The organism is Streptomyces sp. Je 1-332, from assembly GCF_040730185.1.
Lineage (GTDB): Bacteria > Actinomycetota > Actinomycetes > Streptomycetales > Streptomycetaceae > Streptomyces.
In genome coordinates this window covers 1,998,897-2,024,051 of the sequence record NZ_CP160402.1, presented here as the reverse complement: position 1 = coordinate 2,024,051, position 25,155 = coordinate 1,998,897, and the positions used below count along the sequence as shown (strand labels likewise).

Here is a 25,155-nt window from a genome sequence, read left to right as displayed (position 1 = left end):
GCTGCGGGGTAAACGGGTGGGTGGGTGGGGGAGATCCGCCGCGAAGCGGCGGGCTTGTTCTCCGTCATGAGACCCCCAGGTCAGAAACAAGCAACTCCGCCACGTCCAGCACGTGATGCCCCCGCATCGAGGGAAGGCAACTGCCCCGCGCCGGGGCGATCGCGGCCGCCCATGGAGGTGGGATCGCGGAGGCGCCACACGTCGCCCCCGCCAGCGCCCCAGCGACCGCGGCAGTCGTATCCGCGTCCCGCCCCATGTTCACGGCGGTGAGCACCGCACCGGAGAACTCCCCGGAGGCCGCCGCGTACGCCCCGAAGGCGAGACCCACCGCCTCGGGGGCGAGGTCGGTCCAGGGGTAGCCGCCGATCACCACCGCGGAGCGGACCGCGCGTTCGCCGCGAGGAGCCGCCGCCACCGCCCGCCGCAGCGAGCGGGAGGTCCAGCAGTCCTCCGGGATGACGGACAGGGCCGCGGTCACCACGGAGTCCACCGGCGCCCCGTCCATCGCCGCCGCGACCCCCGCGGCCACCGCCTGTCCGCCGTAGATGCCCTCGCCGTCATGGCTGACGGAGCCGTCGATCGCGACGAGCCGGGCGGCTTCGGCGGGCTCTGCCGCGGCGAAGACCCCGAACGGCGCGGCCCGCATCGCGAGGCCGTCGCTCCACGCGTGCCGGTGCTGCGCCGAGATGGGCGCCGCGAGGCCACGGCGCAGGTTCTCCAGCGTGCCGCGTTCGCTGAAGCCGGCACCCCGGAAGGGGCCCTCGTCGAGGTCTGCGATCCACTCGTGCCAGGCGGCCTCGACGTGCGCGACGGTCAGCGCGGAGCCGTGCCGGGCCAGGAGGAGCCCGGAGAAGATCGCGTACTCGGTGTCGTCCGTGCCCGAGGGGTGCTCGGCGACGTATCCGGTGATGCGTCCCCAGCGGCGGCGGATCTCGGAGGGCTTCATGTTCTCGGCGGGCGCGCCCAGCGCGTCGCCGACCGCGAGGCCGAGAAGGGCGCCACGCGCCCGCTCTCTCAGGCCGGTCACTCCTGTCACACCGGTCGAGCTCGTCATGCCGTGCCTCCGTGATGCCGAGACGTTGCGGATATCCCTGCCACGCGGCACCCCCGACGCGAGCATCCGGACCGTCGACGTCACCCCTCCGCCCCATGCGCTCACCGGTTCGAGGAACCCCCGTTCCCGGCACTTTCACATGCGCACAAGCGCAGGTAAGTACGGCCTTCCTTGCTGGCGAGAGCGATTTTTCGCGCGTACTTTCGAGATCGTCCAAGCACTGAGGGGGCTCACCATGGCGATCATCGAGACCGAAGCGGTACTGCACGAGGCGCACCGCGACAACCACACCCACCGCGACGTCAACGGCGGCTGGCTGCGGCCCGCAGTCTTCGGCGCCATGGACGGCCTGGTGTCCAACCTGGCCCTGATGACCGGTGTCGCGGGCGGAGCCGTCTCGCAGCAGACCATCGTCGTCACGGGTCTGGTCGGTCTCGCCGCGGGCGCCTTCTCCATGGCCGCCGGTGAGTACACCTCCGTCGCCTCGCAGCGTGAGCTCGTCCAGGCCGAACTCGACGTGGAGCGGCGGGAGTTGCGCAAGCACCCGGCGGACGAGGAGCGGGAGCTCGCCGCGCTCTACGTCTCGCGCGGCGTCGAGCCGGGCCTGGCCCGTGAGGTCGCCCGGCAGCTGTCCAAGGACCCGGAGCAGGCCCTGGAGATCCACGCGCGCGAGGAGCTGGGCATCGACCCCGGCGATCTGCCCTCGCCGACCGTCGCCGCGGTCTCCTCCTTCGGTGCCTTCGCGCTCGGCGCCCTGCTTCCCGTACTGCCGTATCTGCTCGGCGCCGACACCTTCTGGCCCGCGCTGCTGCTCGCGCTCGTCGGGCTCTTCGCCTGCGGTGCCGTTGTGGCGAAGGTGACCGCGCGATCCTGGTGGTTCAGCGGACTTCGGCAGCTCGCGCTCGGCGGAGCGGCGGCCGGTGTGACGTACGCCCTGGGCAGCTTGTTCGGTACCGCCGTAGGATGAACCCTTGCAGTCCTATGCGGGGCCCTGCATAACTAGCCGTTACTCGGCGGTTTCGAATCCATGACCACCGGGCATGAGCCGTAAGCGCTGCGGGCAATGAGGCCTGTGCCGCTCTCGGGCCTACGGTCATCGATCTGTCCGCACGGGGTCCCCCGCCGCTCTTCACGCCTCTGGGCGGTGTCCACATGGTGGAATGAGCTATCCGCTTTTCGAGAAGCGTTCCATCATGTAACCTGCTCGAAATTTTGCCTGGGCCAACGTCGTCCCTCGCTTTTTGCCTATGCCACGACGACGACGGGAGAGCCAATGCGTACGCACGCCTGGTCGCCCATGGACGGTCGCCCCGCCCCTCAGGGCATGTACGACCCCCGTAACGAACACGACGCCTGTGGTGTCGGGTTCGTGGCCACCCTCACCGGTGTAGCCAGCCATGAGCTGGTCGAACAGGCGCTGACCGTACTGCGCAATCTCGAACACCGTGGCGCCACCGGCTCCGAGCCGGACTCCGGCGACGGCGCCGGAATCCTGCTCCAGGTGCCTGACGCCTTCCTGCGCGAGGTCGCCGGATTCGCGCTCCCCGAGGCAGGCTCGTACGCCGTCGGCATCGCCTTCCTGCCGGTCGACACCGCGGGCACGACCGACGGCGCCGTCTCACAGATCGAGACGATCGCTTCCGAGGAGGGCCTGACGGTCCTCGGCTGGCGCGACGTTCCCGTCGCCCCCGAGCTGCTCGGCTCCACCGCCCGCTCGACGATGCCGGTCTTCCGGCAGATCTTCGTGGCCGACGGCGAGAGCACCGGCGTCGCGCTCGACCGCAAGGCCTTTGTACTGCGCAAGCGCGCCGAGCGTGAGGCAGCGACGTACTTCCCCTCGCTCTCCGCCCGGACCATCGTCTACAAGGGCATGCTGACCACCGGCCAGCTGGAGCCGTTCTTCCCCGACCTGTCCGACCGCCGTTTCGCTACGGCCGTCGCGCTCGTCCACTCGCGCTTCTCCACGAACACGTTCCCGAGCTGGCCGCTCGCACACCCCTACCGCTTCGTCGCGCACAACGGCGAGATCAACACGGTCAAGGGCAACCGCAACTGGATGCGGGCGCGTGAGTCGCAGCTCGCCTCGGGCCTGTTCGCCTCCGCCGGCGAGCACAGCACCGAGAAGCTCGACCGCGTCTTCCCCATCTGCACGCCGGACGCGTCCGACTCGGCGTCCTTCGACGAGGTGCTCGAACTCCTCCACCTCGGCGGCCGTTCGCTTCCGCACTCGGTCCTGATGATGATCCCCGAGGCGTGGGAGAACCACGGCTCGATGGACCCGGCCCGCCGCGCCTTCTACCAGTACCACTCCACGATGATGGAGCCCTGGGACGGCCCGGCCTGTGTCACCTTCACCGACGGCACCCAGGTCGGCGCCGTTCTCGACCGCAACGGTCTGCGCCCCGGCCGCTACTGGGTCACCGACGACGGCCTCGTCGTCCTCGGCTCCGAGGTCGGCGTCCTGGACATCGACCCCGCGAAGGTCGTCCGCAAGGGCCGCCTGCAGCCTGGCCGGATGTTCCTCGTCGACACCGCCGAGCACCGCATCGTCGAGGACGACGAGATCAAGGCCGCCCTCGCCGCCGAGAACCCGTACCAGGAGTGGCTGGAAGCCGGCGAGATCGAGCTCTCCGACCTGCCGGAGCGCGAGCACATCGTGCACACGCACGCCTCCGTCACGCGCCGCCAGCAGACCTTCGGCTACACCGAGGAAGAGCTGCGCATCATCCTCGCGCCGATGGCCAAGACCGGCGGCGAGCCGCTCGGCTCCATGGGCACCGACACCCCGATCGCCGCGCTCTCCGAGCGTCCGCGGCTGATCTTCGACTACTTCACGCAGCTGTTCGCGCAGGTCACGAACCCGCCGCTGGACGCCATCCGTGAAGAGCTCGTCACCTCGCTGCACTCCTCGCTCGGCCCGCAGGGCAACATCCTGGAGCCGACCGCCGCGACCTGTCGCAGCGTCACGCTGCCCTTCCCGGTGATCGACAACGACGAGCTCGCCAAGCTCATCCACATCAACGCCGACGGCGACATGCCCGGCATGACGGCGGCGACCCTCTCCGGTCTCTACCGCGTCGGCGGCGGCGGCGACGCGCTGGCCGCCCGTATCGAGGAGATCTGCACCGAGGCCGACGCCGCCATAGAGGCCGGCGCCCGCCTGATCGTGCTCTCCGACCGGCACTCCGACGCCGAGCACGCGCCGATCCCCTCGCTGCTGCTCACCGCGGCCGTTCACCACCACCTCATCCGCACGAAGCAGCGCACCCAGGTGGGCCTGCTCGTCGAGGCGGGCGACGTCCGCGAGGTCCACCACGTGGCCCTCCTCATCGGCTACGGCGCCGCGGCCGTCAACCCGTACCTCGCGATGGAGTCCGTCGAGGACCTCGTCCGGGCAGGCACGTTCCTGCCGGGCATGGACGCCGAGCAGGCCATCCGGAACCTGATCTACGGGCTCGGCAAGGGCGTCCTGAAGGTCATGTCCAAGATGGGCATCTCGACCGTCGCCTCCTACCGCGGCGCACAGGTCTTCGAAGCCGTCGGCCTGCAGGAGAACTTCGTCGCGAAGTACTTCGTCGGCACGACCTCCAAGATCGGCGGAGTCGGCATCGACGTCGTCGCCCAGGAGGTCGCCGCCCGGCACGCCAAGGCGTACCCCGCCTCCGGCGTCCCCTCGGCGCACCGCGCGCTCGACATAGGCGGTGAGTACCAGTGGCGTCGCGAGGGCGAGCCGCACCTCTTCGACCCGGAGACGGTCTTCCGCCTGCAGCACTCCACGCGCAACCGCCGCTACGACATCTTCAAGCAGTACACGGACCGCGTGAACGAGCAGTCCGAGCGCCTGATGACGCTGCGCGGCCTGTTCAACCTCAAGTCGGACCGCCCCTCGATCTCCGTCGACGAGGTCGAGTCGGCCGCCGACATCGTCAAGCGGTTCTCGACCGGCGCCATGTCGTACGGCTCGATCTCCCGCGAGGCGCACGAGACCCTCGCCATCGCCATGAACCAGCTGGGCGGCAAGTCCAACACCGGTGAGGGCGGCGAGGACCCGGACCGCCTGTACGACCCGGCCCGCCGGTCCAGCATCAAGCAGGTCGCCTCCGGCCGCTTCGGTGTGACCTCCGAGTACCTGGTCAACGCGGACGACATCCAGATCAAGATGGCGCAGGGCGCCAAGCCCGGCGAGGGCGGCCAGCTGCCCGGCCACAAGGTCTACCCGTGGGTCGCCAAGACGCGTCACTCGACGCCGGGCGTGGGCCTGATCTCCCCGCCGCCGCACCACGACATCTACTCCATCGAGGACCTGGCCCAGCTGATCCACGACCTGAAGAACGCGAACCCGCAGGCGCGGATTCACGTGAAGCTGGTCTCCGAGGTCGGCGTCGGCACGGTCGCCGCGGGTGTCTCCAAGGCCCACGCGGACGTCGTCCTGATCTCCGGCCACGACGGCGGTACGGGTGCTTCGCCGCTCACCTCGCTCAAGCACGCGGGCGGTCCCTGGGAGCTCGGCCTCGCCGAGACCCAGCAGACGCTGCTTCTCAACGGCCTGCGCGACCGCATCGTGGTCCAGACGGACGGTCAGCTCAAGACCGGCCGTGACGTCGTCATCGCCGCGCTGCTCGGCGCCGAGGAGTTCGGTTTCGCGACCGCGCCGCTCGTCGTCTCCGGCTGCGTCATGATGCGCGTCTGCCACCTGGACACCTGCCCGGTCGGCATCGCCACGCAGAACCCGGCGCTGCGCGAGCGGTTCTCCGGCAAGGCCGAGTACATCGTCAACTTCTTCGAGTTCATCGCCGAAGAGGTCCGCGAGATCCTCGCCGAGCTGGGCTTCCGCACCATCGAGGAGGCCGTCGGCCACGCCGAGCTCCTCGACACCGAGCGCGCCGTCAAGCACTGGAAGGCGCAGGGTCTGGACCTTGAGCCCCTCTTCCACGTGCCGTCGCTGCCCGGCGGCGCCGTGCGCCACCAGATCGCCGCCCAGGACCACGGCCTGGAGAAGGCACTCGACAACGAGCTGATCAAGCTCGCCGCCGACGCCCTCTCCGCCGCCGGCGCGACCGACGCCCAGCCGGTCCGCGCACAGGTCGCGATCCGCAACATCAACCGCACGGTCGGCACCATGCTCGGCCACGAGGTGACGAAGAAGTTCGGTGGCGCGGGCCTGCCCGACGACACCATCGACATCACCTTCACCGGCTCGGCGGGCCAGTCGTTCGGCGCGTTCGTGCCGCGCGGCGTGACCCTCCGCCTGGAGGGCGACGCCAACGACTACGTCGGCAAGGGCCTCTCCGGCGGCCGCGTCATCGTCCGCCCCGACCGCGGCGCCGACCACCTCGCCGAGTACTCGACGATCGCCGGCAACACCATCGCGTACGGCGCGACCGGCGGCGAGCTGTTCCTCCGTGGCCGCACGGGCGAGCGGTTCTGCGTCCGCAACTCCGGTGCGACGGTCGTGTCCGAGGGCGTGGGCGACCACGGCTGCGAGTACATGACCGGTGGCCACGCGGTGGTCCTCGGCGAGACGGGCCGCAACTTCGCGGCCGGCATGTCGGGCGGCATCGCGTACGTCATCGACCTCGACCGGGACAACGTCAACCCCGGCAACCTGGGCGCCGTGGAGGCCCTGGACGACTCCGACAAGAAGTGGCTGCACGACGTCGTGCGCCGCCACCAGGAGGAGACCGGGTCGACCGTCGCCGAGAAGCTGCTCGCCGAGTGGGACTCCGCCGTGGAGCGCTTCAGCAGGATCATCCCCAGCACGTACAAGGCAGTGCTCGCCGCCAAGGACGCCGCCGAGCGAGCCGGTCTCTCCGAGACCGAGATCACCGAGAAGATGATGGAGGCGGCGACCAATGGCTGATCCCAAGGGCTTTTTGAACCATGGCCGCGAGGTCGCGCAGACCCGCCCGGTCGGCGAGCGCGTCCAGGACTGGAACGAGGTCTACGTTCCCGGCTCCCTCCTCCCGATCATCTCCAAGCAGGCGTCGCGCTGCATGGACTGCGGTATCCCGTTCTGCCACCAGGGCTGTCCGCTGGGCAACCTGATCCCCGAGTGGAACGACTTCGCGTACCGCGAGGACTGGTCGGCCGCCTCCGAGCGGCTGCACGCCACGAACAACTTCCCGGAGTTCACGGGCCGCCTGTGCCCGGCGCCCTGCGAGTCGGCGTGCGTGCTCGGCATCAACCAGCCGGCCGTCACCATCAAGAACGTCGAAGTCTCGATCATCGACAAGGCGTGGGACGCGAACGACGTCAAGCCGCAGGCGCCCGACCGGCTCTCCGGCAAGACGGTCGCCGTCATCGGCTCGGGCCCGGCGGGTCTGGCCGCGGCGCAGCAGCTGACGCGGGCGGGCCACACGGTCGCCGTGTACGAGCGGGCGGACCGTATCGGCGGCCTCCTGCGCTACGGCATCCCCGAGTTCAAGATGGAGAAGCGCCACATCAACCGCCGCATCGAGCAGATGCGCGCGGAGGGCACCAAGTTCCGTACGGGTGTGGAGATCGGCCGCGACATCGACGCGGCGAAGCTGCGCAAGCGCTACGACGCGGTGGTCATCGCCGCGGGCGCCACGATGGCACGCGATCTCCCGGTCCCCGGCCGTGAGCTCAAGGGTGTCTACCAGGCGATGGAGTACCTGCCCCTGGCCAACAAGGTCCAGGAGGGCGACTACGTCACGACCCCGGTCTCGGCCGAGGGCAAGCACGTCGTCGTCATCGGCGGCGGCGACACCGGCGCGGACTGCGTGGGCACGGCGCACCGCCAGGGCGCGGCGTCCGTGACGCAGCTGGAGATCATGCCGAAGCCGGGCGAGGACCGTGCCCCGCACCAGCCGTGGCCGACCTTCCCCATGCTCTACAAGGTGACCTCCGCGCACGAGGAGGGCGGCGAGCGGGTCTACGCCGTCTCGACCACGCACTTCGAGGGCGACGAGGACGGGAACGTGCAGTTCCTGCACCTCACCGAGGTCGAGTTCACCGACGGCAAGCTGACGCCGAAGCCGGGCACGGAGCGCAAGATCCCCGCCCAGCTGGTCACGCTCGCGATGGGCTTCACCGGTACGGACCGTGAGAACGGCCTGGTGGACCAGTTCTCCCTGGACCTCGACGAGCGGGGCAACGTCGCCCGCGACGCCGAGTTCCAGACGAACGTCCCCGGCGTCTTCGTCGCCGGTGACGCGGGCCGTGGCCAGTCGCTCATCGTCTGGGCGATCGCCGAGGGCCGTTCGGCCGCACGTGGCGTGGACCGTTTCCTCACCGGGGCGAGCGACCTCCCGTCGCCGATCCGCCCGACCGACCGTTCGCTGATGGTCTGATCCTTCCCGTACGGTTTTCCTCGTACGACCCCTCATACGTCCCGTACAACGGCGTACGGAACTGATGCGGCGCCCGCCTCGTCCCCGACCGGACCAAGGCGGGCGCCGTGGCGTCGCAGGCGTTGCATCCTGCGCAATGCTCATTGCTTGCAACGCAAATTACGTTTCGGCCCCGCTTAGCCGAATGGGTCTAGACCGCGTCGAGTCCCTGTGACCACAATCGCTCCCACAACGGAACGGCGCAGTTACAGCACGTACCCATGAGGGGGCCGGTATGAAGCGACGGGTCATCGCGGCAGGTATCGCCATGACGCTCGGACTGACCGCGACGGCATGCGGCGGCGATGACGGGAGCGACGGCGGCAAGGCGACCGACGGCAAGGGCAAGACCCTCACCGTGTGGATCATGGAGGGCACCAACCCCGACGCCAGGCCCTTCTTCAAGGAGGCCGGGAAGGCCTTCGAGAAGAAGACCGGCGCCAAGATCCACGTCGAGTACCAGCAGTGGGCCACCGCGCAGAAGAAGTTCACCACCGCCATCGAGGGCGGCGAGGACCAGGTCCCGGACGTGGCCGAGGTCGGCACGACCTGGGTCCCGCAGTTCGCCGAGACCGGCGCCCTCGTCGACGTGACCGACGACGTCAAGAAGTCGGGCCTGAACGACGACCTCGTCGAGGGCCTCGCGGACGCGGGCACGCTCGACGGCAAGCAGTACGGCATGCCGTGGTACGCGGGCGTCCGCAGCATCGTCTACCGCAAGGACGTCTTCGAGAAGCACAAGCTGAAGGCCCCGACCACCTGGAAGGAGCTCCAGTCCGCGGCGAAAACGCTGAAGGACAAGGAGCCCGGGATGATCCCCTTCCCGGTCGCCGGCGGCGCCGAGATGTTCGCCACCCCCTTCATCTGGGGCGCCGGAGGCGAACTCGCCACCGAGCAGGGCGGCACGTGGAAGTCCGGCATCAACTCGCCCGAGGCCGTCAAGGGCATCGAGTTCTACACCGGCCTCGCCACCAAGGACAAGGTCTCCCCGGCCAAGGTGAACACCTGGACGGAGAAGGAGGTCGGCGACGCCTGGGGCAAGGGCCAGGTCGCGATGTCCGTCAACGGCAACTGGACCCCGAAGGCCATCGTCGAGGCCAACCCGGACCTCAAGGGGAAGCTGGGCGCCGTGCCGATCCCCGGCCAGAACGGCGGCATGAGCAAGTCCTTCCTCGGCGGCTCCTACCTGTCCACGTTCAACACGGACAAGAAGGACCTCTCCTGGGAGTTCGTGAAGATGCTGACCACGGGTGATTTCGCCGCCAAGTGGGCCGGCCAGACCAACTACTTCCCGGGTCAGAACTCCGAGCTGAAGAAGATCGAGGCGAAGAAGGACCCGCTGGTCGAGCCGTTCGCCAAGCAGATGCTGGAGGCCGGCGCGACCGTCCCCAAGACCAAGGCGTACGGCGAGATCCAGGCGTCTCAGGTGGTCACCGGCATGGTCCAGTCCATCCTGAACGGTAAGGCGACCGTTCAGGAGGCCGCCGACAAGGCCGCCAAGGACATGGACGCCATCTTCGCCAAGAGCGAGTAACGGCGGTGAAGGACACACTCGTTGGTGGCGAACCGCAGACCGAGACCGCGGTCCGCCACCCATCGCCCGAAGGCCCCTCCTCCGAGAACCTGGCCGCTCTGCGTCGCAAGCGCCTGGTGAGTGTCGCCCGCCCGTGGCTGTTGCTCGCCCCCGCGCTTCTGGTCCTCGCCGGTCTGTTGCTCTGGCCGCTGGTGCAAGTCGGGAAGCTGTCACTGCAGGACTACGAGGTCAAGTTCGGTGGCGGCGTCGGCAGGTTCACCGGACTTGACCACTACGCGGACCTGCTGACCAGCTCGCTGCTGTGGAAGACGGTGCTTCCGAACACACTGTTCTTCGCCGTCGCCTGTGTCGGGCTCACCGTCGTGCTCGGCACACTCGTCGCCCTGCTGCTCAACCGGCTCGGGCCGGTCTGGCGGCTGATCTGTTCCATCTCGATCCTGTCCGCCTGGGCCATGCCGGCCGTCACCGGCACCTACGTGTGGATCTGGCTGTTCCAGCCACAGGACGGCATGATCAGCCAGGTTGCGGGCTCGCTCGGCCTGATCGACCCGGAGACCACCAACTGGTTCACCGAGCGGATCCCGTTCTACGCGATCGCCACGGTGAACGTGGTGCACCACGGCTTCCCGTTCGTCGCCATCACCATCTTCGCGGGCCTCTTGACGATCCCCAGGGAGCTCTACGAGGCGGGCATGATCGACGGAGCCAACGCCTGGGAACGGTTCTGGAAGATCACCGTGCCGACCATCAAGCCTGTCTTCCTGGTGGTGACGATTCTGTCGACCATCTGGGACTTCAAGGTCTTCACCCAGATCTTCCTGATGCCGGGCGGTAACGGCGCCAACCCCGATGTCTACAACCTGGGCGTCTACTCATACATCCAGGCCTTCGCCAAGAACGACTACGCCAAGGGAGCCGCGGCAGCTGTCCTGCTCACCCTGTTGCTGCTGGCGATCACCGTCTTCTACGTCCGTACGCTGTTCAAGCAGGGTGAGGAGGACCTGTGACCACGCTCAAGATCTCGGCCCCACCGCGCCGAGGGGACGCTCGTCGTCGCGGAGTGGGAGGCCGCCTCGGGCTTCCGCTCGCGGTCGCGGCGCTGCTCTTGTTCACCCTGTTCCCGGTGTACTGGATGGTCTCGACGGCCCTCGACCCGACGGCGAACACCCGGGGGGCAGATGTCCTGCCGAGCGGCCTCACCTTCGAACACTTCACCGTCGTCTTCGAGAAGGGCAACTTCGGTACCTTCCTGCTGAATTCGGCCATCGTCGGCTTCGGTACGATCCTGGCCGCGGCGGTCCTCTCGCTGTTCGCCGCCATCGCTGTGGCGCGCTTCAAGTTCCGGTTCCGCACCCTGGTTCTGATCATGGTCCTCATCGTGCAGATGGTCCCGCTCGAGGCCCTGGTCATCCCACTGTTCCTGCAAATGCGCGACTACGAGCTGCTCAACTCGCTGCTCGGCCTGACCATCGTGTACATCGCGCTCTCACTGCCCTTCGCCATCTGGACGCTGCGTGGCTTCGTCGCGACGGTGCCCAAGGAAGTGGAGGAGGCCGCGTACATCGACGGCTGCGGCTGGAGCCGCATGTTCTGGTCCGTTTTGCTGCCGCTTGTCGCTCCGGGTCTGGTGGCGACCAGTATCTTCGCCTTCATCACGGCCTGGAACGAATTCATCTTCGCCTATGTATTCATGCAGGACAGCGCGAAATACACGGCGGCGGTGGGAATCTTCCAGTTCGCGGGCGAGAATTCGACGGCGTGGGGCCCTGTAATGGCCGCTTCGACGCTGATCACGTTCCCGGTACTGCTGTTCTTCGTTGTCGTGCAGCGGCGCTTGGCGTCGGGTCTGGCGGCGGGCGCCGTGAAGGGGTGACACCTCATCTTGTGGGTCACTGATTTCAATGTGCACCGATAGTTTCGCCGAAGGGTTGACCGCTATGCGGAGGCGCCCCTAGCCTTTCCTTGATCGCAGCGACTGACCAGTGCTGCGGCGACACGTTCAATGAGGGGGAAGGTTGAGAACGTCGATTCTCAGAGTCTCCGTGTCCGTAAGTGCGCTCCTTCTCGCGTCGTCAGCGATGTCGGGTGTCGCACAGGCGCAGAATTCCGATGTCGATGCGGTCCGGGCTGCCGGACCGCCGGTCGGAGCGATTTGTTCCGAGACCGCGGGAACGCATGCTTGCTTCGAGAAGAGCGGCGACAAGTTCTGGGTCAAGGACACAAAGGCGGACGGGCACTATTCCGCGATGCTGGCCTCCTGGGGGCCGATCTTCCAGGGCGACATGATCTGTCGCAACAAATCGGGCAGTGATGTCGGCTGGATGTACTGCGATTTTTCCAGCGAGATTCCTGAGCACAGCAAGGTCTGGTTCCGCGCCGACACCATGGAAGGCGACGGAATCGTATCGTCAGGTGGCGTCGTGTGGTCGTGGAGCAGCGACTGACAGGCCCGTCGTTCCCCTGAAGTGAAGGAAATTCTCATGAAGTGGAAAAGTGTCGCTGGTACCGCTTTCGGCTTCGCTGTCAGTGCTGTGTTCTGCTTGAGCGGAACGGCAGCCGCAAGTGATGACACTGCTGAGCAAGGTGCCAGGGTCGGCCCTCCGGTAGGCGCCCCGTGCTCGCAGGGACGAGGCACACACGCATGTTTCGAGAAGTCCGGTGACAAGTTCTGGGTGAAGGACACGGGGAAGGATGGCTGGTTCCCCAGGGTGTACTGGACCTACAAGGGCTCGGAACTGGTGTGGGAGGGAAGCTGCAGTGACCATCTGGGTTCCGACGCCGGATGGACCTCCTGCAGTTTCGCCGACGAGATCGCGGAGAACAAAACCATCTATTTCCAAGCGTTCAACATGGTGAGCGACAACGTCGAGGCGCCTGAGATGCAGGGTCCGGGCGTCTACGCCAAGACGAGCTGAACGCGTACCGGTGCGGCACGGCCCCGGCGGGGTCGTGCCGCACCGTTGTATGCCCTACTTGGGGACCTTGAACGTCTCCCCGTACACCTTCCAGGTCAGCGGTGTCTTCAGGCCGAAGTTGCCGTCGTAGAGGAACTGGCGCTGCGCCGTCTCCACGCGGCTCGTGTCGCGGTGGGCCTTCTTCTCCTTCATCGCCTGGGTGCGGATGTCGAGGAAGATGTCCAGATACGCCTTCTCCTTGCCGCCCTGGGCCGGCGTGTTCGCCTCCTTCAGCGCCGCCTCGCGCAGGCCGTAGAACCCGCGGGCGCCCGTGCCGGGGCCGTGCAGGACCATCGCGTCGTAGTAGATGAACTGGCCGAGCGTGCCGAGCCCGTCGAGCTTGGCCAGGCGCACCGCCGGGTCGAAGTAGACGCGGTCACGCGTCCTGTCCTGGGCTTTGCGGAACGCGGGCTTCGCGGCCTCCGCCTTCCACGCCTCGGTGAAGCCGGGGTCCAGGCCCTCGTGCGAGTCGGTGCCGTCGACCTTGCGCAGGGCGGGCAGATAGCGGGCGAGGCCGTTGTCCGGGTGGTCCTTGGTGTACTGCTCGACGAGGGTCAGCAGGTCGTTGGTGCCGGTGCAGAAGCCGATGATGCCCGCGGTGTAGCCGTTCCCGTCACCGATGTCCTCGATGTAGCGGTACTGACCGCGCCAGTTCAGCGTGGAGTTCTCCGCGCTCGTCACGAGCTTCTGCGCCAGCTCCTTCTTGGCGGACGTCGCGAGGCCCGGGGGCAGCTGGGCGATCAGCTTGTCGTCGGCCTCGATCTCGGACGCCGACTTGTCCTTGTCGTACGGACGCTGGCTGCCGGGCCCGCTCTGACCTGCGGCGGCATCGCTGTCCGAGTCCCCGCCCAGGAGGTAGACGGCGACCGTGGCGACCGGGGCGACGGCGAGAAGGAGGAGGCCTGCACGTTTCATTCGCACAAGAGTACGTGCGGTTTCGCGGTAGCGCGCCTTCCGCATCTCGGAGCCCTAACCCGCCGTAGACCCCCCGTCCACCGCGAACTCCGCCCCCGTGATGTACGACGACGCCTCCGACGCGAGGAAGAGGATCAGCTCCCCGACCTCCTCGGGGCGGCCCATCCGCCCCAGCGGCAGGTGGGACCAGTCCCGCCCGGCGGAGGCGGAGGAGATCATCGGAGTGTCGATCGCCCCCGGGTGAACGGAGTTGACCCGCACCCCGCTCCCCGCGAGGTCCAGCGCGGAGGAACGCGTCAGCCCCCGCAACCCGAACTTCGTCGAGCCGTACGCCGCATGCCCCCGTATCCCCACAAGACCCGCGGTCGACGAGACGTTCACGATCGAGCCGCCGCCGGCCTCCCGCAGCGCGGGCAGCACCGCCTGGATGCCCAGGAACGGACCGAGGAGATTGACCCGGAGCAGGGCCTCGAAGTTCTCGTACGTCTCCTCCTCCACGGACGCCGTCCGCCACAGCGCCGCGTTGTTCACGAGCGCGTCCAGTCGGCCGAAGGCCGCCACCCCCGCCGCCACGGCCGACGCCCAGCTCTCCGCGTCCGTGACGTCATGCCGTACGAAAAGACCCTGCGCGCCAAGGGACTTGGCGACCTCCCGCCCCTCCTCCTCGCGGACGTCCGTCACCACGACCCGCGCCCCCGCCGCCGCGAAGAGCCGAGCCTCGGCGGCCCCCTGTCCACGGCCCGCACCGGTGATCAGTACCGTCTTGCCCTCAAGGCCGTAAGAGATCACGTGACCGCCAAGAGCGGACAGGAGCCAGGGGAATGGGGCCGCACATGGGACCGGCGATCAGCCTGAGCAAGGTGGAAGAGGCGGCGCCCGCCCTCGTGAGCCTCTACAAGACCGCGGGAGACAGCCTGCGCAAGCACGGCCTGGACGGCCAACGCGCCGCCGTCTACCTCGTCGTCGACTACTCCGGCTCCATGAAGCCGTACTACAAGGACGGCACCGTCCAGGCTCTCGCGGACCGCGTACTGGGTCTGTCCGCGCACTTCGACGACGACGGCACCGTACCCACGGTCTTCTTCTCCACGGATGTCGACGCCGTCACGGAGATCGCCCTCGACCGTCACCACGGGCGGATCGACGAGTTCGTCGCCGGGCTCGGTCACATGGGCAAGACCAGCTACCACCTGGCGATGGACGCCGTGATCGACCACTATGTGGACAGCGGTTCCACGGCGCCCGCCCTCGTCGTCTTCCAGACCGACGGCGGCCCCATCAACAAGCTCGCCGCCGAGCGCTATCTGTGCAAGGCATCGAAGCTGCCGCTGTTCTGGCAGTTCATCGGCTTCGGTGACGCGAAGAGCAGGCAGTTCGACTACCTCCGCAAGCTCGACGAACTCGCCGTCCCCGCCAAGCGCGCCGTCGACAACGCGGGCTTCTTCCACGCGGGGCATGACCCGCGCGCCGTCCCGGACGACCGTCTGTACGACCAACTGGTGGGGGAGTTCCCGGCCTGGCTCGCGGCGGCGCGGGCGCAGGGGATCGTGACCGCCTGACCCCCGTGACACCCGCCCGCCGGGTCCCCTAGTCGACCATCCGCTCCCGCAGCGCGAGAATCGTGCGCGTATCAAGCCCGAGTCCCTTCCTCAGATAGTTGGCGAAGCTTCCGTACTGTTTCGTCACCTCGGTCAGCGCCGCCTCCAGATAGCCGGTGCGGACCTCCTGGAGCGGGATCAGCAGATCGGGGTTCTGCATCAGGCCGCTCTGCTTCAAGCCCTCGCGCACCTTCGCGTCGTACGCGGCCCGGTAGGTGTTGGACGCCAGGAAGTCGCCGACGGCGGTGCGCTCGGGGACGCCGACGGCGCGAAGCAGCAGATAGCTGGTCCAGCCGGTGCGGTCCTTGCCCGCCGTGCAGTGGTAGAGCAGCGGTGCGGCCTTGCTGCCCCGGGCGATGTCGCGCAGGGTGGCCGCGAACTGCGCGCGGTTGGGGCCGTCGGTGACGAAGCTGCGGTAGACGTCGCGCATGAAGGCGTCCGCCTTGCCGTTGCCCAGCATCTCCTCCTGTTTGACCGGGTCCCTGGAGCCGATCACGGTCATCAGCGTCGCGAAGAGGCCGTTGTCGCTGACGGGCCGCGCCGTCGGGGTGAGCCCGGCGGGCAGTCGGTCGGGTCCGTCGTACTGGACTTCGGCGGGCACCCGGAAGTCGACGACCTTCTTCAGGCGCAGCCCGGCGAGGGTGGCGACATCGGCGTCGGTGAGCTTCGCGAGCGCGTCGGCGCGGTAGACCTGGCCGTAGCGGACGCGATCGCCGTCGTAGGTGCGGTAGCCGCCCAAGTCCCTTACGTTGACGGCTCCTTGGAGAGGTATCTGGCGTACGCCGTCCGATGCGGGGCGGGGGTGGAGCGGGGCGTGCCGGGCCGTGCCGCGATCGGGCGCGGTGGATCCGGCGGGTTCGGCGTGGGCCGCCCAGGCGGGCAGGGTGCCCAGGGCCAGCGCGGAGAGCGCGACTCCGACTGCTGTACGTGTACGGGTGATGCGCATTGGGCCGCCTTCCTCGGTAGCGGTCGCCATGGCCACTCGTCGCTCAACCAAGCGATTGTTTGGTTGAAGGTAGCGGGGCGCCCTGACAGGAGGAAGGTGTGTGCGGCAGGCATCTGCGGGGGCGGTGCCGGGGCGCTGTGCCGCCTCGTGGCAGCCCCGAGGCGGGCGGGTCCCTCGTCCGTGTTAGGCTCATGCGTCGCAGTTTTGGTACCCATGAACTTTATGTGCGCCTGACGGGAATGCTCCGAGGGCGCATTATTGTTTTTCTCCGGTCTCTCCGGGATGGGGGTCATTGCAGCGCTTGGAATCCACAATTCCGTGGTTTTCCTTACTCTGCCCCTGTTATAGGAGATTGATATGGCAACCGGCACCGTCAAGTGGTTCAACTCGGAAAAGGGCTTCGGCTTCATCGAGCAGGACGGCGGCGGCCCCGACGTCTTCGCCCACTACTCGAACATCGCGTCCTCGGGCTTCCGTGAGCTCCTCGAGGGCCAGAAGGTCTCCTTCGACGTCACGCAGGGCCAGAAGGGCCTGCAGGCCGAGAACATCGTTCCCGCCTGAACGTCGTAGCACGCGAACCTCATAGCCGGGGCCCGCACCGGAAAGGTGCGGGTCCCGGCTTGTGCTGTCACCAGGTCCAGGAAGGCATTTCCGTATGAATCGCTCCGAACGCCCTGCGCGTCCTGCCCGCAGGCGCTCCACGAACGCACGCGGAAAGGCCCCGGTGGCCGGCGGCGGCCAGGCGAAGGGCGCCGCGAAGAAGCCGGGCCGCGCCAAGCCGAGGCCCGTCGGCGGTGAATTCGCGCTGCCCGAGAGCATCGAGCCGGCGCTGCCCGCGGTCGAGGCGTTCGCCGACCTGGACATGCCCGAGGCCCTCCTGAAGACGCTGGCCGCGCAGGGCGTGACCGAGCCCTTCCCGATCCAGGCAGCCACCCTCCCCAACTCCCTCGCGGGCCGCGACATCCTCGGCCGTGGCCGCACCGGCTCCGGCAAGACCCTCGCCTTCGGCCTCGCGCTCCTCGCCCGCACCGCGGGCCGTCGCGCCGAGCCGCGCTCGCCCCTCGCCCTGGTCCTGGTCCCCACGCGTGAGCTCGCGCAGCAGGTGACGGACGCCCTGACCCCGTACGCGACGTCCGTGAACCTGCGCATGTCGACGGTCGTCGGCGGCCTGTCCATCACCAAGCAGGCGGGGACGCTCCGTCGCGGCGCCGAGATCATGGTGGCGACGCCCGGCCGTCTCAAGGACCTCATCGAGCGCGGCGACGCCGATCTCTCGCAGGTGCGCACGACGGTCCTCGACGAGGCCGACCAGATGGCCGACATGGGCTTCATGCCGCAGGTCACCGCGCTCCTGAAGCAGGTGGAGCAGGGCGGTCAGACGATGCTCTTCTCCGCGACGCTCGACAAGAACATCGACCGCCTGGTCCGGATGTTCCTCACCGACCCGGTGGTGCACTCGGTCGACCCGTCCGCGGGCGCGGTCACGACGATGGAACACCACGTCCTGTACGTGCAGGACGAGACCGACAAGAAGGCCGTCGCCCTGCGGATCGCCGCCCGCGAGGGTCGCGTGATCATGTTCCTGGACACCAAGCGCGCCGTGGACCGCTTCACCAAGCGGCTGCTCGCCAACGGTGTAAGGGCCTCCGGACTGCACGGCGGCCGTTCGCAGCCGCAGCGCAACCGCACCCTGGACCAGTTCAAGACCGGGCAGGTCACCGCGCTCGTCGCCACGAACGTCGCGGCGCGTGGCATCCACGTCGACGACCTCGACCTCGTGGTGAACGTCGACCCGCCCACCGACCACAAGGACTACCTCCACCGCGGTGGGCGTACGGCGCGTGCCGGTGAGTCCGGCAGTGTCGTCACGCTCGTCCTGCCGGACGAGAAGCGGGAGATGACGCGTCTGATGTCCGACGCGGAGATCAACCCGAAGACGGCGCGGGTGAAGTCCACGGACGAGGAGCTCTCCCGTATCACCGGGGCGCGTGAGCCGTCCGGGGTGCCGGTGGTGATCGAGGTTCCGCAGCAGCAGCAGGCCTCGCCGCAGCGGGCGCGGCGACGCCCTGCCGGGCAGGGGAGCGGCCAGCGGCGTTCGCGCCCCCAGGGTCAGTCGCAGTCCCAGGGCGGCGGCCAGGGTCAGCCCCGGTCGCAGTCGCAGGGCGGCAGGCCCTCCGGGGGCGGAGCCGGCGGGGGTCGCGCTCGACGCGGTGGGCGCCCCTCCGGGGGTGCGGGGCGTAAGGCGGCGTAGTACTCGTGCCCGGCGGCGGGGTTTGTGCCCCGCTGCCGGGGGCGCCGAACAGGCCTTTCCCACCCACCCGCCCGTTTGCCCCGCAGCACCGGTGAGCGCCCGAGGAGGCCCCGATGGCTGAGAAGCGTGAGCGTCAACTGCTGCCCCTCGCAGAGGGCGACGGCCAGCAGGACCTGCGGGCCGACTGCGGGAGTTGCTTCGGGCTCTGCTGTGTGGCCCTCACCCTCTCTAAGTCGTCGGACTTTCCCGTCGACAAGGCGGCCGGGACCCCGTGCACCAACCTCCAGCAGGACTTCCGCTGCGGCATCCACCAGAAGCTGCGGCAGACGGGCTTCTCGGGGTGCACCGTCTACGACTGTTTCGGCGCCGGCCAGCGGGTCTCCCAGGCGACCTACGGCGGCATCGACTGGCGTCAGGACCCGGACTCCGCCCGCCAGATGTTCGATGTCTTCCCCGTCATGCGCCAACTGCACGAACTGCTCTGGTACTTGACCGAGGCGCTCGCCCTGCCCCAGACCCGGCCGATCAACGCGGAACTGCGGCGCGCCCTGGACGAGACCGAGCAGCTCGCCCAGGGTTCCCCCGCCGCCGTGGCCGAGACGGACGTGGCCGCGCACCGCGCGGACGTGAACGTCCTCCTCCTGCGCACCAGCGATCTCGTGCGCGCGGACATCCGCCGGAAGAAGAAGGACCGCCGAGGGGCCGACCTCTTCGGCGCCCGCCTCCGCGGCGCCGACCTCCGAGGTGTCTCGCTCCGAGGCGCCTGCCTCATCGCCGCCGATCTCCACGGCGCGGACCTCCGCCAGGCCGACCTGATCGGCGCGGACTTCCGGGACGCGGATCTGCGGGGCGCCGACCTCACCGGCAGCATCTTCCTGACGCAGTCGCAGGTGAACGCGGCCAAGGGAGACGACGGGACGAAGCTGCCGTCCGCCCTGGCCCGCCCGGCGCACTGGAGCTAGGTCCAACTCCGGCCCCGGGTCGTCCAACCCTGGCCCCGGATCGTCCAACTCCGGCCCCGGGTCGTCCAACTCCGGCCCCGGATCGGGGACTTCACGTATCGCACTCCAGTACCGTCCGGCACAGCGTGCACCGCGCCCGCACCCGCCCCCGGGCAGGCAGCCGGATCCGCTGCCGGCAGGTGGGGCAGGGGAACGACACCCGCAGCGGCTCGGCGGCCCCGCCCGGCCCGCGGGAGAACGCGTACGCCTCGCCCCCGGGTGAAGCCCCCGCCCCGCCGGAGCCCTGATCCAGCGCCTGCCGCCGGTCCTTCGCATACCGCCGCCGGCCCGCCCAGCCCGCAGCCGTCAGCGGAGGCTGCTGCTCGTCGCGGCGGGCCTGTGCGAGACCCTTCGTATAGGCGGTGTACGCCTGCGCGCTGGTGAACCAGGTCTCCGGCGCCTCACTGAAGGCGATGGCCCGCTTGGCCAGTACGTACCCGAACTCCTCCGGCGTGAGATACCCGAGCTTCTGGGACGAGGCGCCGTCCTCGCGGTAGGCGTCCAGGAGGAGCCACCCCGCACCCAGATACGTGGTGGCGGTGTCCGTGAGGATCTCGTTGTCGCGCGTGCCGGGGAACACCAGATCAAGCCGGTGCAGATACACATGCATGACCTCGTGGGCGAGCGCCGCGCCGATGTCCCTGCGGTGCGTACGGAACCGGTCGTTGAGTTCGATGAAGTACTCGGGCCCCGCGGTGAGTTCGACGTTCGCCGCGTGTTCCATCTCGCGGAAACCGACGATCATGCGGGCGTCCGGGAGGCGGAGGTGGCGGACCATCTCGCGGGCCACGCGCTGCACGCCCAGATGCAGGTCGTCCTGGTCGCAGAACGCGACGTCGGCGGGGACGATGCTGGTGTCGAAGGTGTGGACGCCGTCGTACGACAGGCGTTTGTAGAGCGCGGTGATCGCCGAGCGCACCGTCTCCAGGTGCGGGTAGCCGTGCACCACCGGCCCGCCGTCCGCCATGCCGGCACCCCCTGGAGACGTTCCTGACCGGCCTCCACTGTAAGGCGGTGCCTGTCGGCAGAACCGGGCCATGCGGCGGGTGTTGGCCGAAAACCGCCCCTTGCTCTATGCGGACACCGATCTCCATAATCCGACCCAACGCTTTGGCGGGCTCATGCCATTCTCGCGTTCGTCGTGGGGTGGTGTGGGTCCCGCTGTCGCGTGCAACCCCCCACGAACCCCCCACGAAGGGAAGCCCGTTGAACACCAAGCTGCGTGGAGTCAAGAGAGCCGCCACCCTCGGTGCCATCGCCCTCGCCGCCGTCAGTCTCCAGCCCGTCGCCGCGTCCGCGGCCCCGCACCCCGGCCCCACCCCGGGTGAGCGCGTGGTCGGCGGCACCCCCGCCGAACAGGGTGAATTCCCGTTCATGGTCCGTCTGTCGATGGGCTGTGGCGGTTCGCTGTACGCCAAGGACATCGTGCTGACCGCCGCCCACTGTGTGGACGGTTCGGGCGACAACACGAGCATCACCGCCACCGGTGGTGTCGTGGACCTGGAGAGCCCGGACGCGATAAAGGTGAAGTCCACGAAGGTCTTGCAGGCGCCGGGCTACAACGGCAAGGGCAAGGACTGGGCGCTCATCAAGCTGGCCAAGCCGATCGACCAGCCCACGCTGAAGATAGCCAAGGACACCAAGTACAACGAGGGCGAGTTCGACATCGCCGGCTGGGGTGCCGACAAGGAGGGTGGCGCGCAGCAGCGTTACCTCCTCAAGGCGAAGGTTCCCTTCGTGAGCGACGCGGACTGCGAGGCCGCGTACGGCGGCGACCTCACGCCCGGTGAGGAGCTCTGCGCCGGGAAGCTGGCGGAGGGCGGCGTGGACACCTGCCAGGGTGACTCCGGTGGCCCCATGTTCCGCAAGGACGAGGCCGGGGAGTACATCCAGGTGGGGATCGTGAGCTGGGGCAATGGCTGTGCGCAGCCGAAGTTCCCCGGGGTCTACACCGAGGTGTCGACGTTCGCGGGTGACATAGAGAAGGCGGCTTCGGAACTCTGAGGGTCCGCTGGACGCGGGGTCTGACCAGTGCTGGTCGGGCCCCGCGTTTTGTTCGTGCCGCGGGTTGGGTTCGTGTGTGGGTGCGGGGCCGCGCCGGTATGTCCGTCCTCGCTATCGTCCGGTGGCCGCTTGGGTGCTTCGGCTCCGGAGCCTTCGGGAGCCGTGCTCCGGGCAGACATACCGGCACGTCCCCTCGCGCGCGTCGCCGACTGCGGCCGATCGATGGCTGATCGATGGTCGCTGCGGGGCAATCGGTGGGTGGGCGGGAAAGGCTTGTTCGGTCAGGGGTGGATGCGGGGTTACGGGCGGGTGGGTGGGAGAGGCCTGTTCGGCCAGCGGGCTGCCGCGGTGCCGTTAGTCCAAGTTCTGGATCCCCTTTGTCCATGGGCCCGCACGGCCCTCCCGGCGCAGGGTGACCGCACCGAGATCCGTCCCACGGAGGGGTGCCATGCAGCCGTCAGACACGTCCGGTCCAAGCCGCAGAGCCGTAGTCGCCACGGGCGCGCTCGCCGGGGTCGGCGCCGCCGTCGGCCTCGGGGGCGTCGCGACCGCCGCGCCGGGCGAAGCCGTCCTCCGCTCGGCCGAGCTCGAGGTGCGGGTCGCCACCGACTTCCCCCGCGTCGTCTCGTACACGGACCGCGCCTCCAAAGCGGTCCTGCACGCACAGCCGGAGGCCGTCACCACGCTCCTGGTGGACGACGTCACGCACACCCCGACGGTCACCAGCAAGAGGCGCGGCGGCGGTCGGATCGAGTACGTGCTCGGGCTCGCCGGCGGGAAGACCACCCTCACCGTCGAGATCGCCGTCGAAGGGCGCCACGTCCGGTGGCGGGTGAAGGGGATCGACGATTCCGACGCCCTGCGCGTCGGCAGGCTCCGCATCCCCGGCCTCGCCCTCCTCTCCGTACGCAGCGATCAGCCCGGCGCCACCCTCCTCGCCGCCAAGGTCCAGCTCGACAAGGCCAAGAGCGGCGACACCGAGGTCAAGTTGGTCCCGGACACCGCCGCGGAAGCGGCCACCGGATGCGCCTACGCCGTCGTCGCGCACGACACGCTGGGCGGCGCCGTCGAGACCAACACCGTCTACGACAAGCCCACCACCGAGGCCGGGACCACCTGGGACAACGGCCGGCTGTGGCGGGAGACCGTCAGGAGGGGCGGGCACGTCGAGGCACGGCTGACCCCGGGGGAGTGGACCTACCGCGCCGCCACCGCCGCCGTCGGCGACACCGAGCCCCTGCCGTACGCCACCGTAGTCATCACCGGCGACCGCAACGGCGACGGCAAGGTCGACTGGCAGGACGCCGCCATCGCGTTCCGCGACATCATGGTGAAGCCGCTCGGCGCGGACGAGCAGCATCTGCGGGTCGTCCCGCACATTCCGTTCAACTTCGCCTCGCAGGCCACGAATCCGTTCCTGGCGACCCTCGACAACGTCAAGCGGATCCACCTGGCCACGGACGGACTGCGGCAGTACACGCTGCTCAAGGGATATCAGTCCGAGGGACACGACTCGGCGCACCCCGACTACGCGGGCAACTACAACACGCGTGCGGGCGGCCTCGACGACCTCAACACCCTGGTCAGGGAAGGCAAGAAGTGGAACAGCGACTTCAGCGTGCATGTGAACGCCACGGAGTCGTATCCCGTTGCGCACGCGTTCTCCGAGAAGCTCGTCGACAAGGCCGATGAGCAGTGGGACTGGCTCGATCAGAGTTACCGCATCGATCAGCGGCGTGACCTGGTGTCGGGTGACATCGTCAAGAGGTTCGGTGATCTTCGGGGCGAAGCCGACGGCGCGCTCAACGCCCTCTACATCGACGTGTTCCGCGAGTCCGGGTGGACCTCCGACCGGCTGCAGCGCGCCCTGCGCGAGCAGGGCTGGATCGTCACCAGCGAGTGGGGTCACGGCTTCGAGCGCTCGTCCGTCTGGTCGCACTGGGCGTCGGAGCCGGATTACGGCCCTGACACGTCCCGCGGCATCAACTCCCGGCTGATCCGCTTCATCCGGAACCATCAGAAGGACGTGTTCGCCGACAAGTGGCCGACGCTTCTGGGCATTGCCCGCATGGGCAATTTCGAGGGGTGGGTCGGGAAGACCGACTGGGCCTATTTCTACGATCTGATCTGGACCGACTCGCTTCCCGCGAAGTATCTCCAGGCCTATCCCATCAAGTCCTGGGGCGAGCACGAGATCAGTTTCTTCGGGGGGACGGAGACGTTCGTCTCCGATGCCGATGGGGACCGTCGGATCGTGACCGACGGCCGGGTCGTCTACGACAAGGGGAGCTATCTGCTGCCCTGGGAGCCCCGTAAGGCCACCGATCCCGCCAAGCTCTACCACTACAACCCGGGGGGCGGTAAGGGAAGTTGGGCGCTGCCCCGCGGCTGGGCCGGGCTCTCCAAGGTCGCGTTGTACCGGCTCACCGACCAAGGGCGGGTCTTCGTCGCCGACGTCCCGGTGCGCGGCGGAAAGGTCACCCTCGACGCCGAGGCCAAACAGCCCTACGTCCTCTACCGCAGGCGCGCCGCCGCGCTGCCCGACCCCGGCTGGGGCCAGGCCACCCCGCTGCACGACCCCGGATTCAACTCCGGTTCCCTGCGGGGCTGGAAGGTCTCCGGGCCCGCCTCCGTCGAGCTCAGCGAGCTCGGTGACTACGAACTGGTCATCGGCTCGGGCGGCAAGGCCGCCGTCGGGCAGCGGCTGCGCCGTCTGAAGGCAGGGGCGTACGTCGCCTCCGTGCAGGTCGAGGTGGGGGAGAAGGCGGGCGACGAGCGCAAGGCCAGCTTGGAGGTGCGTACCGCCGACGGCGTCACCGCCGCCAATTGGACGCGTACCTCAACGGCCGGCAACTACGTGGCCGCCGACCGCAAGCACGGCACCCGCTTCCAGCGGATGTTCGTCCCCTTCACCGTCCCCGACGGCGGCGGTTCGGCCGAGCTGAGGCTGCGGGCCGACGCGGGCCACGCGCGCGTGCGCTTCGACAACGTACGCATCGTCTCCACCACGCGGGGTGGCGCCCCCGGAGAGGGCAGGCTCGTCTTGGAGGACTTCGAGCATGTGCCGCAGGGCTGGGGGCCGTTCGTGAAGGGTGACGCGGGGGATGTCACCGACCCGCGCACCCACATCGCGCAACGGCACGCCCCGTACACGCAGCGCGGCTGGAACGGCAAGGCCATCGACGACGTCATCGACGGCTCGCAGTCCCTCAAGTCCCGCGGCGAGAACACCGGGCTCGTCTACCGCACCGTCCCGCACACCGCCCGCTTCGAGGCGGGCAAGCGCTACCGCGTCACCTTCCGCTACGAGAACGAGAAGGCGGGCCAGTACGCGTGGGTCACCGCCGTGGACGAGCCCGCGGCCCGTGAGATCGACCGCAAGGAGCTGCCGGTCGCGACCGAACCCACCGTTCTGACCTACGAGTTCACCGCCCCGGCCAAGGGCGAGGCGTGGGTCGGGCTGCGCAAGAGCGGGGACGACGGGACCGCCGAGTTCGCCCTGGACGCCTTCGAGGTACGAGAGGTCTGACGGTTCCGTCGGACGGG

19 protein-coding genes are annotated in these 25,155 nt (G+C 68.8%); 14 read left to right on the top strand and 5 right to left on the bottom strand.

Annotation, left to right across the window (positions count from 1 at the left end):
• Positions 1 to 64: 64 nt before the first annotated feature.
• Positions 65 to 1,054, bottom strand: coding sequence for an ADP-ribosylglycohydrolase family protein (locus ABXJ52_RS09410; protein WP_367040869.1), 990 nt, complete (start codon positions 1,052 to 1,054; stop codon positions 65 to 67).
• Between the two features lie 235 nt (positions 1,055 to 1,289).
• On the opposite strand from ABXJ52_RS09410, the gene ABXJ52_RS09405 reads away from it, so the two are divergent.
• From ABXJ52_RS09405 to ABXJ52_RS09370, 8 genes are all read left to right on the top strand, one after another.
• On the top strand, positions 1,290 to 2,021 hold the full coding sequence (locus tag ABXJ52_RS09405) for a VIT1/CCC1 transporter family protein (RefSeq protein ID WP_367040867.1): 732 nt from the start codon (positions 1,290 to 1,292) through the stop codon (positions 2,019 to 2,021).
• A gap of 306 nt (positions 2,022 to 2,327) precedes the next feature.
• Positions 2,328 to 6,914: a glutamate synthase large subunit gene (gltB, locus tag ABXJ52_RS09400; RefSeq protein ID WP_367040865.1), complete on the top strand. Its 4,587-nt coding sequence runs from the start codon at positions 2,328 to 2,330 to the stop codon at positions 6,912 to 6,914.
• A complete protein-coding gene (locus ABXJ52_RS09395; protein WP_367040863.1) occupies positions 6,907 to 8,367 on the top strand; it encodes a glutamate synthase subunit beta in 1,461 nt (486 codons plus the stop codon). Before gltB ends, ABXJ52_RS09395 begins: the two co-directional genes overlap by 8 nt.
• A 274-nt stretch (positions 8,368 to 8,641) precedes the next feature.
• Positions 8,642 to 9,940 carry a sugar ABC transporter substrate-binding protein gene (locus ABXJ52_RS09390; RefSeq protein WP_367040861.1) on the top strand — a complete coding sequence of 433 codons (1,299 nt, stop codon included), beginning with the start codon at positions 8,642 to 8,644 and terminating at the stop codon, positions 9,938 to 9,940.
• A gap of 5 nt (positions 9,941 to 9,945) precedes the next feature.
• The gene (locus tag ABXJ52_RS09385; RefSeq protein WP_367040860.1) at positions 9,946 to 10,947 is read left to right on the top strand and encodes a sugar ABC transporter permease; all 1,002 of its coding nucleotides are present in this window, start codon (positions 9,946 to 9,948) and stop codon (positions 10,945 to 10,947) included.
• Between the two features lie 98 nt (positions 10,948 to 11,045).
• Positions 11,046 to 11,813 (top strand): carbohydrate ABC transporter permease, encoded by a 768-nt coding sequence (locus tag ABXJ52_RS09380; RefSeq protein ID WP_367040858.1) that lies wholly within the window; start codon positions 11,046 to 11,048, stop codon positions 11,811 to 11,813.
• 205 nt (positions 11,814 to 12,018) lie between these two features.
• A complete protein-coding gene (locus ABXJ52_RS09375) occupies positions 12,019 to 12,384 on the top strand; it encodes a hypothetical protein (RefSeq protein ID WP_367040857.1) in 366 nt (121 codons plus the stop codon).
• A gap of 36 nt (positions 12,385 to 12,420) precedes the next feature.
• Positions 12,421 to 12,855: a hypothetical protein gene (locus ABXJ52_RS09370; protein ID WP_367040855.1), complete on the top strand. Its 435-nt coding sequence runs from the start codon at positions 12,421 to 12,423 to the stop codon at positions 12,853 to 12,855.
• Positions 12,856 to 12,909: 54 nt separating this feature from the next.
• On the opposite strand, the gene ABXJ52_RS09365 is transcribed toward ABXJ52_RS09370, so the two are convergent.
• Complete coding sequence (locus ABXJ52_RS09365; RefSeq protein ID WP_367040854.1) at positions 12,910 to 13,809, bottom strand: chitosanase; 900 nt, start codon at positions 13,807 to 13,809, stop codon at positions 12,910 to 12,912.
• A 54-nt stretch (positions 13,810 to 13,863) separates the two neighbouring features.
• On the bottom strand, positions 13,864 to 14,595 hold the full coding sequence (locus ABXJ52_RS09360) for a glucose 1-dehydrogenase (protein WP_367048921.1): 732 nt from the start codon (positions 14,593 to 14,595) through the stop codon (positions 13,864 to 13,866).
• A 47-nt stretch (positions 14,596 to 14,642) separates the two neighbouring features.
• On the opposite strand from ABXJ52_RS09360, the gene ABXJ52_RS09355 reads away from it, so the two are divergent.
• Positions 14,643 to 15,368, top strand: coding sequence for a VWA domain-containing protein (locus ABXJ52_RS09355; RefSeq protein WP_367040852.1), 726 nt, complete (start codon positions 14,643 to 14,645; stop codon positions 15,366 to 15,368).
• Positions 15,369 to 15,396: 28 nt separating this feature from the next.
• Here ABXJ52_RS09355 and ABXJ52_RS09350 read toward each other — a convergent pair whose 3' ends face one another.
• Entirely contained in the window at positions 15,397 to 16,353 is a 957-nt protein-coding gene (locus ABXJ52_RS09350) for a tyrosine-protein phosphatase (RefSeq protein WP_367040850.1), read from the bottom strand.
• A 357-nt stretch (positions 16,354 to 16,710) separates the two neighbouring features.
• Here ABXJ52_RS09350 and ABXJ52_RS09345 point away from each other — a divergent pair, with 357 nt between their 5' ends.
• The 3 genes from ABXJ52_RS09345 to ABXJ52_RS09335 all read left to right on the top strand — a co-directional run bounded on the left by ABXJ52_RS09345 (position 16,711) and on the right by ABXJ52_RS09335 (position 19,566).
• The gene (locus ABXJ52_RS09345) at positions 16,711 to 16,914 is read left to right on the top strand and encodes a cold-shock protein (protein WP_037661310.1); all 204 of its coding nucleotides are present in this window, start codon (positions 16,711 to 16,713) and stop codon (positions 16,912 to 16,914) included.
• A 94-nt stretch (positions 16,915 to 17,008) separates the two neighbouring features.
• Entirely contained in the window at positions 17,009 to 18,604 is a 1,596-nt protein-coding gene (locus tag ABXJ52_RS09340) for a DEAD/DEAH box helicase (RefSeq protein WP_367040846.1), read from the top strand.
• A gap of 113 nt (positions 18,605 to 18,717) precedes the next feature.
• Complete coding sequence (locus tag ABXJ52_RS09335; protein ID WP_367040844.1) at positions 18,718 to 19,566, top strand: pentapeptide repeat-containing protein; 849 nt, start codon at positions 18,718 to 18,720, stop codon at positions 19,564 to 19,566.
• A gap of 91 nt (positions 19,567 to 19,657) precedes the next feature.
• On the opposite strand, the gene ABXJ52_RS09330 is transcribed toward ABXJ52_RS09335, so the two are convergent.
• Positions 19,658 to 20,572, bottom strand: a complete 915-nt coding sequence (locus ABXJ52_RS09330; protein ID WP_367040843.1) for a hypothetical protein — start codon at positions 20,570 to 20,572, stop codon at positions 19,658 to 19,660.
• A 239-nt stretch (positions 20,573 to 20,811) separates the two neighbouring features.
• On the opposite strand from ABXJ52_RS09330, the gene ABXJ52_RS09325 reads away from it, so the two are divergent.
• Together ABXJ52_RS09325 and ABXJ52_RS09320 are read left to right on the top strand one after the other, a co-directional pair.
• Entirely contained in the window at positions 20,812 to 21,609 is a 798-nt protein-coding gene (locus tag ABXJ52_RS09325; protein WP_367040841.1) for a serine protease, read from the top strand.
• 448 nt (positions 21,610 to 22,057) lie between these two features.
• Positions 22,058 to 25,138, top strand: coding sequence for an endo-alpha-N-acetylgalactosaminidase family protein (locus ABXJ52_RS09320; RefSeq protein ID WP_367040839.1), 3,081 nt, complete (start codon positions 22,058 to 22,060; stop codon positions 25,136 to 25,138).
• Positions 25,139 to 25,155: the final 17 nt, after the last annotated feature.

Excerpts from the sequence above, each read along its gene's own strand:
- ABXJ52_RS09410 (WP_367040869.1), bottom strand. The coding sequence starts at position 1,054 with ATGACGAGCTCGACCGGTGTGACAGGAGTGACCGGCCTGAGAGAGCGG.
- ABXJ52_RS09405 (WP_367040867.1), top strand. The coding sequence starts at position 1,290 with ATGGCGATCATCGAGACCGAAGCGGTACTGCACGAGGCGCACCGCGAC.
- gltB (WP_367040865.1), top strand. The coding sequence starts at position 2,328 with ATGCGTACGCACGCCTGGTCGCCCATGGACGGTCGCCCCGCCCCTCAG.
- ABXJ52_RS09395 (WP_367040863.1), top strand. The coding sequence starts at position 6,907 with ATGGCTGATCCCAAGGGCTTTTTGAACCATGGCCGCGAGGTCGCGCAG.
- ABXJ52_RS09390 (WP_367040861.1), top strand. The coding sequence starts at position 8,642 with ATGAAGCGACGGGTCATCGCGGCAGGTATCGCCATGACGCTCGGACTG.
- ABXJ52_RS09375 (WP_367040857.1), top strand. The coding sequence starts at position 12,019 with ATGTCGGGTGTCGCACAGGCGCAGAATTCCGATGTCGATGCGGTCCGG.
- ABXJ52_RS09370 (WP_367040855.1), top strand. The coding sequence starts at position 12,421 with ATGAAGTGGAAAAGTGTCGCTGGTACCGCTTTCGGCTTCGCTGTCAGT.
- ABXJ52_RS09365 (WP_367040854.1), bottom strand. The coding sequence starts at position 13,809 with ATGAAACGTGCAGGCCTCCTCCTTCTCGCCGTCGCCCCGGTCGCCACG.
- ABXJ52_RS09355 (WP_367040852.1), top strand. The coding sequence starts at position 14,643 with ATGGGACCGGCGATCAGCCTGAGCAAGGTGGAAGAGGCGGCGCCCGCC.
- ABXJ52_RS09350 (WP_367040850.1), bottom strand. The coding sequence starts at position 16,353 with ATGCGCATCACCCGTACACGTACAGCAGTCGGAGTCGCGCTCTCCGCG.
- ABXJ52_RS09345 (WP_037661310.1), top strand. The coding sequence starts at position 16,711 with ATGGCAACCGGCACCGTCAAGTGGTTCAACTCGGAAAAGGGCTTCGGC.
- ABXJ52_RS09340 (WP_367040846.1), top strand. The coding sequence starts at position 17,009 with ATGAATCGCTCCGAACGCCCTGCGCGTCCTGCCCGCAGGCGCTCCACG.
- ABXJ52_RS09335 (WP_367040844.1), top strand. The coding sequence starts at position 18,718 with ATGGCTGAGAAGCGTGAGCGTCAACTGCTGCCCCTCGCAGAGGGCGAC.
- ABXJ52_RS09330 (WP_367040843.1), bottom strand. The coding sequence starts at position 20,572 with ATGGCGGACGGCGGGCCGGTGGTGCACGGCTACCCGCACCTGGAGACG.
- ABXJ52_RS09320 (WP_367040839.1), top strand. The coding sequence starts at position 22,058 with ATGCAGCCGTCAGACACGTCCGGTCCAAGCCGCAGAGCCGTAGTCGCC.